Source organism: Cupriavidus sp. 05N40 (assembly GCF_056397305.1).
In genome coordinates this window covers 24,688-37,951 of sequence record NZ_JBFTND010000013.1, presented here as the reverse complement: position 1 = coordinate 37,951, position 13,264 = coordinate 24,688, and the positions used below count along the sequence as shown (strand labels likewise).

At 68.0% G+C, this 13,264-nt stretch carries 13 protein-coding genes; 2 read left to right on the top strand and 11 right to left on the bottom strand.

Annotation, left to right across the window (positions count from 1 at the left end):
* Positions 1-49: 49 nt before the first annotated feature.
* The 4 genes from AC1DO7_RS05025 to AC1DO7_RS05010 form a co-directional block, all read right to left on the bottom strand.
* The gene (locus AC1DO7_RS05025) at positions 50-652 is read right to left on the bottom strand and encodes a YceI family protein (RefSeq protein WP_441613173.1); all 603 of its coding nucleotides are present in this window, start codon (positions 650-652) and stop codon (positions 50-52) included.
* Between the two features lie 12 nt (positions 653-664).
* Entirely contained in the window at positions 665-1,048 is a 384-nt protein-coding gene (locus AC1DO7_RS05020) for an MAPEG family protein (RefSeq protein WP_441613172.1), read from the bottom strand.
* A 103-nt stretch (positions 1,049-1,151) separates the two neighbouring features.
* Positions 1,152-1,370, bottom strand: a complete 219-nt coding sequence (locus AC1DO7_RS05015; protein ID WP_441613323.1) for an RNA-binding S4 domain-containing protein — start codon at positions 1,368-1,370, stop codon at positions 1,152-1,154.
* A 2-nt stretch (positions 1,371-1,372) separates the two neighbouring features.
* Positions 1,373-3,148 (bottom strand): glutamine--tRNA ligase/YqeY domain fusion protein, encoded by a 1,776-nt coding sequence (locus AC1DO7_RS05010; protein WP_441613171.1) that lies wholly within the window; start codon positions 3,146-3,148, stop codon positions 1,373-1,375.
* 225 nt (positions 3,149-3,373) lie between these two features.
* On the opposite strand from AC1DO7_RS05010, the gene AC1DO7_RS05005 reads away from it, so the two are divergent.
* Complete coding sequence (locus AC1DO7_RS05005) at positions 3,374-4,813, top strand: CoA transferase (RefSeq protein WP_441643189.1); 1,440 nt, start codon at positions 3,374-3,376, stop codon at positions 4,811-4,813.
* A gap of 55 nt (positions 4,814-4,868) precedes the next feature.
* On the opposite strand, the gene AC1DO7_RS05000 is transcribed toward AC1DO7_RS05005, so the two are convergent.
* The 5 genes from AC1DO7_RS05000 to AC1DO7_RS04980 form a co-directional block, all read right to left on the bottom strand.
* On the bottom strand, positions 4,869-5,486 hold the full coding sequence (locus tag AC1DO7_RS05000; protein WP_477115858.1) for an FMN-binding negative transcriptional regulator: 618 nt from the start codon (positions 5,484-5,486) through the stop codon (positions 4,869-4,871).
* Between the two features lie 23 nt (positions 5,487-5,509).
* Positions 5,510-6,127, bottom strand: a complete 618-nt coding sequence (locus AC1DO7_RS04995; protein ID WP_441613168.1) for a pyridoxamine 5'-phosphate oxidase family protein — start codon at positions 6,125-6,127, stop codon at positions 5,510-5,512.
* Between the two features lie 122 nt (positions 6,128-6,249).
* Positions 6,250-7,110 (bottom strand): PhzF family phenazine biosynthesis protein, encoded by an 861-nt coding sequence (locus tag AC1DO7_RS04990; RefSeq protein ID WP_441613167.1) that lies wholly within the window; start codon positions 7,108-7,110, stop codon positions 6,250-6,252.
* A 198-nt stretch (positions 7,111-7,308) separates the two neighbouring features.
* A complete protein-coding gene (ggt, locus tag AC1DO7_RS04985; RefSeq protein WP_441613166.1) occupies positions 7,309-8,934 on the bottom strand; it encodes a gamma-glutamyltransferase in 1,626 nt (541 codons plus the stop codon).
* Between the two features lie 69 nt (positions 8,935-9,003).
* Positions 9,004-9,981, bottom strand: a complete 978-nt coding sequence (locus AC1DO7_RS04980) for a Bug family tripartite tricarboxylate transporter substrate binding protein (RefSeq protein ID WP_441613165.1) — start codon at positions 9,979-9,981, stop codon at positions 9,004-9,006.
* A gap of 193 nt (positions 9,982-10,174) precedes the next feature.
* Between AC1DO7_RS04980 and AC1DO7_RS04975 the strand changes: the two genes are divergently transcribed.
* Positions 10,175-11,059, top strand: coding sequence for a LysR substrate-binding domain-containing protein (locus AC1DO7_RS04975; RefSeq protein WP_441613164.1), 885 nt, complete (start codon positions 10,175-10,177; stop codon positions 11,057-11,059).
* 108 nt (positions 11,060-11,167) lie between these two features.
* Here the strand turns inward: AC1DO7_RS04975 and AC1DO7_RS04970 are convergent, their stop codons facing one another.
* Positions 11,168-12,670 (bottom strand): tripartite tricarboxylate transporter permease, encoded by a 1,503-nt coding sequence (locus tag AC1DO7_RS04970; RefSeq protein ID WP_477115857.1) that lies wholly within the window; start codon positions 12,668-12,670, stop codon positions 11,168-11,170.
* A 12-nt stretch (positions 12,671-12,682) separates the two neighbouring features.
* Entirely contained in the window at positions 12,683-13,144 is a 462-nt protein-coding gene (locus tag AC1DO7_RS04965) for a tripartite tricarboxylate transporter TctB family protein (protein ID WP_441613162.1), read from the bottom strand.
* Positions 13,145-13,264: the final 120 nt, after the last annotated feature.

The window sequence follows — 13,264 nt, the reverse complement described above, 5'->3', positions numbered from 1 at the left end:
CAGCGCGAGCGCCGCCATGAGGAAGGACGCCGGCCGGGTGGCGCGGCTGTCACTCGCCCGCCGGCTTGTCCGGCGTGGCTTCGACGGAGAGGGTGAGCGTCACGGTGTCGCCCACATCGGGCAGGAAGCGCGTCATGCCGAACGCGCTGCGCGACAGCACCGCCCGGAAGTCGCCGCCGCACACGTGGCGCTTGATGCCGAACAGCGAGATCTCGCCGCAACTGAAGCGCTCGGCCTCCAGTCGCAGCGGCCGGGTGACGCCGTGCAGCGTCAGTTCGCCTTCCACCGCGACCAGCCGCTCGCCTTCGCGTATGAAACGGTCGGCGCGCAGCCGCACGACCGGGAAGGCCTGCGCATCGAGGAACTGTGCCGAACGCAGGACGCCGTCGAGCGTGCGGTTGCCGGTGTCGACCGTATCGGCATCCGCCGTGAAATCGATGCCGCCGCTGCCGGTGGCCTCGTCATAGCGGATGCGGCCATCGATCTTGCCGAAGCGCCCGCGCACGGAGGTGCGCTCGAAGTGGCTGGCGGCAAAGTAGACCGCCGTGTGCGTGGGGTCCACCGCATAGTCGGCGGGGGCGCCCTGCGCCGCGCAGGGCAACGCCGCGGCCAGCAGCCACAGCGTGCGTACCAGGACCGGCGTCTTGCGCATGGCGGCAGGGCTCTAGTGGACGAACACGGGCAGCAGGAACATGCCGATCACCGACAGGAAGCCCACGGTCCAGCACAGGGTGCGCAAGGTGGGGCGGTCCGCCAGGTAGCACACGGTGTAGAAAATGCGCGCGGCGATGAAGACCAGCGCCAGTTCGTCGATGCGCGCCGCCGGCGCATGCAGGAAGCTTGCCGACAGCACGGCCGCGGCAAAGAAGGGAAAGGCTTCGAAGTGATTGCGGTGCGCCATGTCGGCACGGCGCGCGCGTCCGGCCTGCCCTTCCAGCCAGCCGCGCGGGTCGTGGTTGTCGAAGCCGGCGCCGCCGGCCTTGGCGATGGCCACCGTCACGACGGGCAGGATGCCTGCCAGCAGTACACACCAGAACGCTATCGGCATCGCTGTTTCCCTGTTTCCGTATCTGCCTGCCGGCCTGCCCGTTCGCGGAAATCGCACCCGGTTGCCGTCGCGGCGCCCGGGCGCGCTGCCAGCGCGGCCAGCCTCAAGCGGCCACCACGCGGATCTTCACGCCTGCCACGCTGACCACCTGGCCAGCGCGGATCTTGGCGGTCTTGCGCGATTCCACCGCGCCGTCGACCGAGACTTCACCGGCCGCCACCAGGGCCTTGCCGGCGCCGCCGCTGTCGCAGACGCCAGCCACCTTGAGGAGGTCGTTGAGGGCGATATGCTCGCCTTCGAGCGAAAAGGTGATGGTCTGCATGGTCATTTGCCCCAGCTGTCCTTGAGGCCGACGATACGGTTGAAGACCGGCTTGCCCGGCTTCGAATCGACACGGTCGGCCACGAAGTAGCCATGGCGCTCGAACTGGAAGCGGTCGTCGGCGGCAGCCTGCTCCAGGCCCGGCTCCAGATAGGCTGTGACCACTTTCCTGGAGTCCGGGTTCAGCGCGTCGAGGAAATTCTTGCCGCCGGCGTCCGGGTTGGGGTCGTTGAACAGGCGGTCGTACAGGCGCACCTCGGCCTCGGACGCATGCGGCGCGCTGACCCAGTGGATGTTGCCCTTGACCTTGACGCTGTCCGCGCCCGGCGTGCCGCTCTTGGTGTCCGGCAGGTAGCTGGCGTGCACGGCGATCACCTTGCCGTCCGCGTCGCGGTCCACGCCCGTGCATTCGATCACGTAGCCGTAGCGCAGGCGCACCTTGCTGCCGGGGTTGCCGTCCTTCGGCGCGAACAGGCGGAAGTAGCCCTTGGGGGGCGCTTCGCTGAAGTCGTCGCGCTCGATCCACAATTCGCGCGACAGCGGGAACACGCGGCGGCCCAGTTCGGGCTTCTTCGGGTGCACCGGGGCCGAGCATTCCTCGCTCTGGCCTTCGGGGTAGTTGTCGAGGATCAGCTTGACCGGGTCCAGCACGCCCACGCTGCGCGCGGCGCGCGCGTCGAGGTCGTCGCGCACGGCGCCTTCGAGCGTGCTCATGTCGATCCAGCTATCGGACTTGGCCACGCCGATGCGTTCGCAGAACAACTGTATCGATTCCGGGGTGAAGCCGCGCCGGCGCATGCCCACGATGGTCGGCATGCGCGGGTCGTCCCAGCCTTCCACGCGGTTCTCGTTGACCAGTTGCAGCAGGCGGCGCTTGCTGGTGATGGCGTAGGTCAGGTTCAGGCGCGCGAACTCGTACTGGTGCGGCAGCGGCTCGCTGAACACGCCGCAATCGCGCAACTGGGCGAGCACCCAGTCGTACAGCGGGCGGTTGTTCTCGAACTCCAGCGTGCACAGCGAGTGGGTGATGTTCTCGATCGCGTCCGAGATGCAATGCGTGAAGTCGTACATCGGGTAGATGCACCACTTGTCGCCCGTGCGGTGGTGATGGGCATGGCGGATACGGTAGATCACCGGGTCGCGCATCACGATATTGGGCGCGTTCATGTCGATCTTGGCGCGCAGCACGTGCTCGCCGTCGGCGTACTTGTCGTCGCGCATGTCGCGGAACATCTGCAGGTTCTCCGCCACGCTGCGATCGCGGAACGGCGAAGGCGTGCCCGGGCGCGAGAAGTCGCCGCGGTTGGCGGCGATCTGCTCGGCGCTCTGGCTGTCCACGTAGGCCACGCCGCGCTCTATCAGCTTTTCGGCGAAGGCGTAGAGCTGGTCGAAGTAGTCGCTGGCGTAGTACAGGTGCGGCTGGCGGGCGCCGTCCTTGTCCGTGGTGTCCCAGCTGAAGCCGAGCCAGTGCACCGAGTCGATGATGGAATCGACGTATTCGGTGTCTTCCTTGACCGGGTTGGTGTCGTCGAAGCGCAGGTGGCAGCGGCCGGCGTAGTCGCGCGCCAGGCCGAAGTTCACGCAGATGCTCTTGGCGTGGCCGATATGCAGGTAACCATTGGGTTCCGGCGGGAAGCGGGTGATGACGGTGGGCAACGCCTGGCCCTGCGTATCCTGGCGGCCGGCATAGGTACCGGCGTTGAGATCCTGGTCGATGATGCTGCGCAGGAAATTGGATGCGGCGGGGGTGCTGTCGTTGGCTTTGGGGTCGTGGCTCATGGTTGCGCCGGAGGCGGTTACGTCAGCAGGCGCAGGCTGCGCACCGGAATGCGGCGCGCAGCCTGCCGCGCTGCTCGATTGCATGGCGGAATGCCGGATCGCGTGATTTTACCGTGCCTGCGCCCGGCGTCGTGCAAACTCGCCGCGCCGGCCTGAAAAGACGCCAAAACGGCTGGCGCGTCCTAGCATGGAGTCAACGCATCCGCTTCCCGGAGTCCATTCGCCATGCCTGCCTCGACCGTCACTCCAGCCGCCCGCCCGACCCCGCACGAAGCCCTGGCCGGGCTCTGGCAGGCCGCCGGGCTGCCTGCCGCCGCGCCAGGCCACGCGCGGCTCGGCGGCGCCGATCCCGGCCTGCCCTCGTCCTTTGCCGTGGGCACGGCCGCGCAGGCCAGCCTGGGCAGCGCGGCGCTTGCCGCGGCGGCCCTGTGGGAATTGCGCGGCGGCGGTCGCCAGCAGGTTGCCGTCGATATGCGCCATGCGCTGGCCGAGTTCCGCAGTGAACGCTACCTGCGGGTGGACGGCGCGCCTGCGCCGGAATTCCGCGACCCCCTGACGCGCCTCTGCCGCTGCGGCGACGGCGGCTGGGTACGCCTGCACGCCAATTTCCCGCACCACCGGGACGGCGTGCTGCGCCTGCTCGGCTGCGGCCCCGATCCCGCCGCGGTGGACGCCGCCCTGCGCAAATGGGAGCCCGAGGCCTTCGAGACCGCCGCCTCGGAAGCGGGCCTGGTGGTGGCCGCCTTGCGCGGCTTCGACGAATGGGACCGGCATCCGCAGGCGCAGGCCCTGCGCGGCCTGCCGCCGCTGACGCTCGAGCGTATCGGCGACGCGCCGCCGCAGCCTTTGCCGGCGCTGCCGGGCGCCGGCGCGCGTCCGCTTTCCGGCGTGCGCGTGCTCGACTTCACGCGCATCATCGCCGGGCCGGTGGCGGGGCGCACCCTGGCCGCCCATGGTGCCGACGTGCTGCTCGTCACGGCTGCCCACCTGCCTTTCATCGCGCCGCTGGTGATCGATACCGGGCGCGGCAAGCGTTCCTGCCAGCTCGATCTGCGCGACCCCGACGACAAGCGGGCCCTGCACAAGCTGCTGCATGGCGCCGATGTATTGATCCAGGGCTACCGTCCGCAGGGCCTGGCCGAACTGGGGGTGGGGCCGGAAGCGGCGGCGCGGGCGCGCCCCGGCATCGTCTATGTGAGCTTGAGCGCCTACGGGCATGTGGGGCCGTGGGCAGGCAAGCGTGGCTTCGATTCGCTGGTGCAGGCCGCCACCGGTTTCAACCATGCCGAGGCACTGGCGGCCGGCAGCGAAGAGCCGCGGCCCTTGCCGGCGCAGGTGCTGGACCACGCGGCGGGCTACCTGCTGGCACTGGGAGCCATGGCCGGGCTTTACCGCCGCGCCACCGAGGGCGGCAGCTGGCATGTGCGCGTGTCGCTGGCGCAGACCGGGCAGTGGCTGCGCAGCCTGGGCCGTGTCGATGGCGGACTGCGCCAGCCGGACCAGCAATACGCGGATGTGGCGGACCTGCTCGAGACCCTGCCATCGGGGTTTGGCGAGCTGACCGTGGTATCGCATGCCGGGCGTCTGTCCGAGACGCCCGCGCGCTGGGCGCTGCCGTCAGTGCCGCTGGGTTCGCACGCGCCGGAGTGGCTGCCGCGCGCCTGAGTGGCGCGCGTTCCCGGGCTTGCCCGGCCGGGGTCAGGCGCCGGTCATGCGCCAGTCATGCGCCAGTCATGCGCGCCATCCATTGCGCCATGTCGCGTTCGAGGGGGCTGCCTTCCTGCTGGGCGGCGAGGATGCGTTCGCGGTCCGCGGCAGGGCGGTTCTGGCTCAGCTTGAACTTGGCTTCGATGCGTGTCGGCACGATGCGCAGGCCCACGATCGCGCCCAGCATCTTCTGCTGGAAGTCTTCCGGCAGCGCGCGCCACTGCGCGGCGTAAGCGGGCTCGTTGCGGGCAATGAGGCGCTTGAGCAGTGCGTCCTTCTCCGTGGCGTCATGGATGGTGGCGATGTCCGCGTAGACGTGCACGGCGACGTAGTTCCAGGTCGGCACCGACAGTTTCTGCTCGTACAACGCGGGCGATACGTAGCCGTGCGGCCCCTGGAACACCAGCAGCGCGCGCGGGTTCTGTTCGAGCCAGCGCCAGTGCGGGTTGGYGCGCGCCATATGGCCTTCGACCTGCCAGCTGTCGCCGGCGCGTTCGGCAACCACCGGCAAGTGGGTGGCGAACGGGATGCCGTCGGCATCGTTGCCGACCAGGGTGGCAAACGGGTAGCCGCGCAAGACGTCGTCGATGGCGTCGGCTTCGGTGCTGGCAAAGTGGGATGGCGTGTACATGGGCGCGTGGTGATCGGGCGGGATCAATACAGGGTTTGTTGCAGCCGTGCGGGCTGGGTCTCGTCGTAGGCGGTGCCGTCGATGGTGTGGTGGCTCAGGGTGGCGAGGATGGTGCCGTTGCTCGGCAGGCTGGCGCGCGCCACCTGGCTTTGCGGGGCCCACAGTTTCGAGCGCACCAGCGCGCGGGCGCACTGGAAGAACACCGATTCGATCGCGATCACCAGCACCGTCGCCGGCGCCTTGCCATCGACCACGCAGCGCGCGATGAGCGCGGGGTCCACCGAGATGGTGGCGGTGCCCGCCACGCGAATGGTCTCGTTGACGCCGGGAATGACGAACAATAGTCCCACGCGCGGATCGGCCACGATATTGCGCAGGCTGTCGATGCGGTTGTTGCCGCGGCGGTCGGGCAGCAACAGGGTGCGTTCGTCCAGCACCTGCACGAAGCCGGGCGCGTCGCCGCGCGGCGAGCATTCGGCATGCCTGCTGCCAACGGTAGAGAGCAGGCATAGCGGGGCGGCTTCGATGAAGGCGCGGTAGAGCGGGTGCAGGTAGCTGACTTCCTTGGCGAGCGAAGCTTCGGCGGCGTCGGCGTAGCGCGCTTCCAGCTCGGCCAGCGTGGTGATGGCGTATGGGTTCATGGCGAGGAGCATGCGCGGCGGCCGGGGCATCGCTACGCTTGTTTCTTTTGGTTTCCCGAGACGCTGCGGGACGATTGCGGGACAGTGCCTCACTGTACCGCAATCGCGCCGCGTGCCCGGCGCTACAGCGTGACTGTGCCGCGGCCCAGCTCGATCACGCGCCCGCCCACGCGGATGGCCTTGTCGGCCGTGACCTCCAGGTGCAGCGCGCACGGACGGCCCACGGCCTCGCCCTGGGCAATGCGGCAGGTGGCGGGCAGGTCGCGGCCGCTGGCGACGATCCAGCCGCCCAGGTTGGCGCAGGCCGAGCCGGTGCCCGGGTCCTCCGCCACGCCGCCGCCCTGCTTGGTGAAGAAGTAGCGCGCCTCGACCTGGCCGGGCTGCGCGGGATCGAAGGCGAACACATAAGCGGTCTTGCGGCCCAGGCTGCTCTGCGGCCATGCTTCGAGCCGGCTGCCGTCGGGCTGGGCGCGGCGCACGGCGTCCACGCTGCGCAGCGGCACCAGCAACTGGTCGGCGCCGGTATCGACCCACATCGGCGGCGCCAGCAGGTCCGCTGCGGTCAGGCCGAGCAGGCCAGCCATCTGCGCGTCCGGCAGGCCGGCCGGCGCGGTACGCGGCGCGCCCGCGTGCGGCGCGGTGAAGGTCCAGATGTCGCCCTGCGCGGTGACCGGCACCACTCCCGCCTTGAATTCGAGCGAGAAGGCATCGCCGGCGGCGGCCAGTTCGCGCACCACGTGGGCGGTGCCGAGCGTGGGATGGCCGGCGAAGCGCATCTCGTAGCCGGTGGTGAAGATGCGCACCTGGGCGGCAGCCCGCTCCGACGGCAGGATGAAGGTGGTTTCCGACAGGTTGAACTGCAGCGCCAGCGCTTGCATGGTGGCGTCGTCGAGCCCGCGCGCGTCTTCGAACACGCATAGCGGATTGCCGCCGAAGGTCGATTCGGCGAACACGTTGAGCAGGCGGTAGGCGTAGGTGGTCATGCTGTTCCCGGGGAATGCGCCGGGCCATGGATGGCGGACATCACAGTCTAAGGTGCCGGCGCGCGTACGCCATGCACAGTCATGCCGACGCCGGGCAGGCCAGTTGCGGACAGTCGCGCGCCGGCCCGCCAAGAAAAAAGGCGCCCCCGTTGCCGGGGGCGCCCTCCCAGTACTGCTTGCGGGGACTCAGAAACCGATTCAGAAACCGACTGCCTGCCCATCGCGCCGGCTATCGCTGGCGGCTACGTAGCCGTGTTCGGCGTCGTCGGACATACGCCAGATGAACTGGCCGGAGCCAAAGTCCATGTAGGGGTCGTCGACCGACTTGAGCTGGTGGCCGCGCGCCTTGAGGGCGGCCACCACGGCAGGATCCATGGTGGATTCAACGTCCAGGGTGAAGTCTCGGTTGACCTTCCAGCGCGGCGCGCAGCATGCGGCCTGCGGCTGCTGGTTGTAGTCCACCATGCGCACCACGGTCTGCAGATGGCCCTGCGGCTGCATGTCGCCGCCCATCACGCCGAAGCTCATCACCGGCTGGCCGCCCTTGGTCAGGAAGGCCGGGATGATGGTGTGGAAGGGACGCTTGCCGCCTGCCACCACGTTGGCGGACTTCGGGTCCATCGAGAAGCCCACGCCGCGGTTCTGCAGGCTGATGCCGGTGCCGGGCACCACCACGCCGGAGCCGAAGCCCATGTAGTTCGACTGGATGAAGGAAATCATCATGCCGTTCTCGTCGGCGGCGGTCAGGTAGATGGTGCCGCCCACCTTGGGCATGCCGAAGTCGAAATGCGTGGCGCGCTGCATGTCGATCAGCTTGGCGCGCGACTTCAGGTAGGCGTCGTCCAGCATCTGCTCGGGCGTGACTTCCATGCTGCGCGGATCGGCCACGTAGCGATAGAGGTCGGCGAAGGCCAGCTTCATCGCTTCGATCTGCAGATGCTGCGACTCCACCGAATCCACCGGCAGCGAGCCCACGTCGAACTGGTCGAGGATGCCGAGCGCCATCAGCGCGGCGATGCCCTGGCCGTTGGGCGGGATCTCGTGCATCTCATAGCCGCGATAGGACTTGCTGATCGGCTTGACCCAGTCCGGCTTGTAGTCGCGCAGGTCGGCGGCGGTCATGGCGCCGCCGCATTCCTTGCTGAAGGCGGCGATGCGCTCGGCGATCTCGCCTTCGTAGTAGGCCCGGCCGTTGGTGGCGCCGATCTTGCGCAGCGTCTCGGCGGCGGCCTTGAGCGTGAACTTCTCGCCCACGTTGGGCGCGCGGCCGTTGGGCATGAAGGTGTCGGCGTAGCCGGGCTGGTCCTTCAGTTCAGGCACGGCCGCGGCCCACTTGTGCGCCACCACCGGCGGCACCGCATAGCCGCGCTCGGCGATCTCGATGGCAGGCTCCATCAGGTCGGCGAACGGCAGCTTGCCGAAGCGCTCGTGCAGCGCGGCCCAGCCGGCGATCACGCCGGGCACGGTGACGGCGTCCCAGCCGCGCACCGGGCGGTTGGCGATGCCGTTGGCGTCCGTGCCGTACTTGTTCTTGAAATATTCGGGGCTCCAGGCCGCCGGCGCCACGCCGGACGCGTTCAGGCCGTGCAGTTCCTTGCCGTCCCAGAGAATGGCGAAAGCGTCGCTGCCCAGGCCGCACGAGACCGGCTCGACGATGGTGATGGCCGCCGCCGCGGCGATGGCCGCATCCACCGCGTTGCCGCCCTTGAGCAGCATGCGCAGGCCGGCCTGCGCCGCCAGCGGATGCGAAGTGGACACCACGTTGCGCGCGAACAGCGGGATCCGCACGGAGGGGTAGGGGTTGGTCCAGTTGAAATTCTGCATGCTTGTCTCGGTTGCTTGCGCGGGCGGCGCGCCTGCGGCGCCGCCACGGAGGTGGCTTGAACCGACCTCTTATTCGACGGTGATCTTGCGATCCTTGATGAGCTTACCCCAGCGCGCGCTGTCCTTCTTGACCATCGCGGCGAACTGCGCCGGCGTGCCGCCGACCGGCTCGGCGCCCAGCTTGCCCAGGCGCTCCTTGACGTCAGGCGACTGGATCGCCTTGTTGAACTCGGCGTTGAGGCGGTTCACCAGGTCGGCCGGCATGCCCTTCGGGCCATAGATGCCGAACCATGTGTCGGATTCGAAGCCCGGAAGGCCGGACTCGCTGGCCGTGGGGATCTCCGGCGCCAGCGGCGAGCGCTTCAGGCTGGTCACGGCCAGCGCCTTGAGCTTGCCGTCCTTCACGTGCGGCAGGCCCGAGACGATGCTGTCGAACAGGACCTGCACCTTGTTGGAGATCAGGTCGGGCACGGCCAGCGCGGTGCCGCGGTAGGGAATGTGCGTGATGAACACGCCGGCCTGCGCCTTGAAGGCCTCGGCCGTCAGGTGCACCACCGTGCCGTTGCCGCTCGAAGCGTAGTTCAGCTCGCCGGGATGCTTCTTGGCGTAGTCGATCAGTTCCTTGACGTTCTTCACCGGCAGGCTGTTCGGCACCACCAGCACATTGGTGGCGATGGCCACCTGGCCGATCGGCGTGAAGTCGGTTTCGGTGTTGTAGGGCAGGCGGGTGTTGATATACGGCCCGATCGAGTGCGTGCTGGTGGTGGCGATCAGCAGCGTGTAGCCGTCCGCCGGCGCCTTGGCCGCCATGTCGGAGCCGATCGCGCCGCCCGCGCCGGGCCGGTTGTCCACCACGATCTGCTGGCCCATGCTGGTGCCCACTTTCTGGGCGATGGCGCGTGCCAGCAGGTCGGTGGCGCCGCTGGCCGGGAACGGCACGATCAGGCGGATCGGCTTGTTCGGGTAGGTGTCGGCGAGAGCCGGCACCGCGCTCAGTGCGAGGCCGGTGGCGAGGCTCGTGCCGAGCAGGCGCAGCCAGTGTTTCATGGTGTTCTCCGGAACTGGAAGGCAGGGGCAGGCGGCAACTGCCCCAGGGCTGGCCGCCGCACGCGATTCGATGATGCTTTGCATCATTATTCCGTGCGCTACATCGTAATGAAAGCTAATATTTCTTTTGTGTGTCTCAATATTTTCTTAAGTTATTTAGTGGATTAAAGGGCGCTTTTATGGCGCCGATTTCATGAGCACCATCCGCTTCCTCCGTACCTTCGTCGCCGTGGCCGACCACGGCTCCTTTGTCGCCGCCGCCGAGCAGGTGTCGCTGACCCAGGCCGCGGTCAGCCTGCAGATGCGTGCGCTGGAGATGGAGCTGCGCCGCGAACTGTTCGACCGCGGCGGCAGGGTAGTGGCGCTCAACGCAGGCGGACGCGAACTGCTGCCGCAGGCGCGCCGCATGCTGGCGCTGTACGACGAGATGCGCCTGCCGCCCGAGGCGCCCGACGCCATGGCCGGCGCGGTGGCCGTGGGCGCCGTGGTCTCGGTGATGGGCGGCCTGTCGCACGTGGTGGCACGCATGAAGCGCGAATACCCTGCGCTGGACGTGCGCCTGGTCGGCGCCAAGTCCCTCGAGCTGGCCGCCCAGGTGGAAGCCGGCGAGCTGGACGCCGCCATGCTGGTCGAAGGCGCCGGCCGCCTGCCCGGCACCCTGGTGTGGACGCCGCTCTACCGCGAACCGCTGGTGGCCATCGCCGGGCTCAGCAGCCCTGGCGCGACGGCCCGCGAGGCGCTGGCCGCCAACCCGTTCCTGCGCTTCGACCGCGGCCAGCGCACCGGCATGCTGGTGGAGCGCGCGTTGCGCCGCGCCCACCTGCGCGTCAACGAGTTCCTCGAGCTGAATTCGATCGAGGCGCTGGTCGAGCTGGTGCGCCAGGAGGTCGGCGTCACCGTGGTGCCGCTGCTGCAGCGCGCGCGCTGGCTGGACGACGACGCCTTGCGCATCCTGCCGCTGGCGGTGGGCGGCGCGCCCGTGCTGCGCACCATCGGCATGCTGGAGCGGCGCGATCATGCGCGCCGGCATATCACGGCGGCCGTGCGCGAGGCGTGCGCCGGGCTGTTCGGGGCCTGAGGCGCGGGACGCCGATTCCCGCGGCCCACGGACAGGCGGGCGGGAAACGAAAAAAGGGCGCCTCGCGGCGCCCTTCGATGGTCTTGCTGTTGTTGCTTGTTGTCCTGCTTATTCTTCCTGGAACGCTTCTTCGCGCTTGTTCTTGATCGACGGCAGCGCCACGATCAGCACCAGCACGGCAGCGGCGATCAGCAGGCCGAGCGAAAGGGGGCGGGTCAGGAACACGCTGAACTCGCCACGCGACAGCAGCAGGGAACGGCGGAAGTTCTCTTCCATCATCGGTCCCAGCACGAAGCCCAGCAGCAGCGGCGCCGGCTCGCACTTCAGCTTGATGAACAGGTAGCCGATCACGCCGAAGGCAGCGGTCTGGAACACGTCGAACGTGGTGTTCTGGACCGAGTACACGCCGATGCAGCAGAAGGTCAGGATGGCCGGGTACAGGTAGCGGTAAGGCACCTTGAGCAGCTTCACCCAGATCCCGATCAGCGGCAGGTTCAGGATGATCAGCATGAAGTTGCCGATCCACATCGAGGCGATCAGGCCCCAGAACAGCGCGGGGTTGCTGGTCATGACCTGCGGACCCGGCTGGATGTTGTGGATGGTCATCGCGCCCACCATCAGCGCCATCACGGCGTTGGGCGGAATGCCCAGCGTCAGCAGCGGGATGAAGGAGGTTTGCGCCGCGGCGTTGTTGGCCGATTCCGGACCGGCCACGCCTTCGATGGCGCCCTTGCCGAATTCGTGGGAATACTTGGAGGTCTTCTTCTCCAGCGAGTAGGCCGCGAACGACGCCAGTGCCGCACCGCCGCCCGGCAGGATGCCCAGCAGAGAGCCGAGCGCAGTACCGCGCAACACGGCGGGAATCATGCGCTTGAAGTCGGCCTTGGTCGGGAACAGGTTGGTGATGTGGTCCGTGAAGGTTTCGCGGGCATCCTTCTGTTCCAGGTTCGCGATGATTTCCGCGAAGCCGAACACACCCATGGCCACCGAGACGAAGTTCAGTCCGTCGGTCAGTTCAGGCACGTCGAAGGAAAAGCGCGCGGCGCCCGAGTTCACGTCGGTGCCGACCAGGCCCAGCAGCAGGCCCAGCACGATCATGGCGATGGCCTTGACCAGCGAACCCGAAGCCAGCACCACGGCGCCGATCAGGCCCAGCACCATCAGCGAGAAGTATTCGGCCGGGCCGAACTTGAATGCCAGTTCCGACAGCGGCGYGGCGAACGCAGCCAGGATCAGGGTYGCCACGCAGCCGGCGAAGAACGAGCCCAGGCCGGCGGTGGCYARCGCCACCCCCGCTCGYCCTCGCCTGGCCATCTGGTAGCCATCGATGGTAGTCACCACCGACGACGATTCACCCGGCAGGTTGACCAGGATGGCGGTGGTGGAGCCACCATATTGCGCGCCGTAGTAAATACCGGCCAGCATGATCAGCGCGGCCACCGGCGGCAGCGTGTAGGTCACCGGCAGCAGCATGGCGATGGTGGCCAGAGGCCCCAGGCCCGGCAGCACGCCGATCAGGGTACCCAGCACGCAGCCCAGGAAGGCGTATGCGAGGTTTTGCAGGGTCAGGGCGGTAGAGAAGCCCAGCCCCAGGTTGGCGAGTAGTTCCATATGGCCGTCTCCTTATCCTGCCAAGAATGCCGGCCACACCGGCATCTGAAGATTGATGCCGTAGACGAAGGCGCCCATGCTGATCACCACCAGGATGATGGCGTTGAGAACGGCACCCTTCCAGCTGAATTCATGGCTGGCCATCGAGGACACCAGCACCAGTACCAGTACGGACAGCACCATGCCAAGCGGCTTGAGCATGAGGCCGAACAGCACCACCGCGCCCAGGATCCACAGCAGCGTCTTGATATCCCAGCGCGCCAGCTGGTCTTCTTCCTTCTTGGCGGACAGGGAACTCCACAGCACCAGTGCGCCCAGCAAGGCGAGCACGACGCCGAGCCAGAACGGGAAATATCCCGGACCCATCTTGGCGGCGGTTCCCATGGAATAGCCGCGTGCGACCCAGGAAAAGCCGAATCCGACCAGGATGAACATCAGGCCGGAGGCAAAGTCCTTTTGGCTACGTATGCGCAAAATGATTCTCCTCGAAAAGCTGCTTGAAATCCGGGCGGCGGGCGCTGCTGCGGCGCATCAAAGTGACACGCCAAACCGACCTGCCGCGGGCAGGGTGGAAAGTAAGGGGCGGACCTTTCA

Coding starts and splice junctions, on each gene's coding strand:
- AC1DO7_RS05025 (WP_441613173.1), bottom strand. CDS start 652: ATGCGCAAGACGCCGGTCCTGGTACGCACGCTGTGGCTGCTGGCCGCG.
- AC1DO7_RS05020 (WP_441613172.1), bottom strand. CDS start 1,048: ATGCCGATAGCGTTCTGGTGTGTACTGCTGGCAGGCATCCTGCCCGTC.
- AC1DO7_RS05015 (WP_441613323.1), bottom strand. CDS start 1,370: ATGCAGACCATCACCTTTTCGCTCGAAGGCGAGCATATCGCCCTCAAC.
- AC1DO7_RS05010 (WP_441613171.1), bottom strand. CDS start 3,148: ATGAGCCACGACCCCAAAGCCAACGACAGCACCCCCGCCGCATCCAAT.
- AC1DO7_RS05005 (WP_441643189.1), top strand. CDS start 3,374: ATGCCTGCCTCGACCGTCACTCCAGCCGCCCGCCCGACCCCGCACGAA.
- AC1DO7_RS04995 (WP_441613168.1), bottom strand. CDS start 6,127: ATGAACCCATACGCCATCACCACGCTGGCCGAGCTGGAAGCGCGCTAC.
- AC1DO7_RS04990 (WP_441613167.1), bottom strand. CDS start 7,110: ATGACCACCTACGCCTACCGCCTGCTCAACGTGTTCGCCGAATCGACC.
- ggt (WP_441613166.1), bottom strand. CDS start 8,934: ATGCAGAATTTCAACTGGACCAACCCCTACCCCTCCGTGCGGATCCCG.
- AC1DO7_RS04980 (WP_441613165.1), bottom strand. CDS start 9,981: ATGAAACACTGGCTGCGCCTGCTCGGCACGAGCCTCGCCACCGGCCTC.
- AC1DO7_RS04975 (WP_441613164.1), top strand. CDS start 10,175: ATGAGCACCATCCGCTTCCTCCGTACCTTCGTCGCCGTGGCCGACCAC.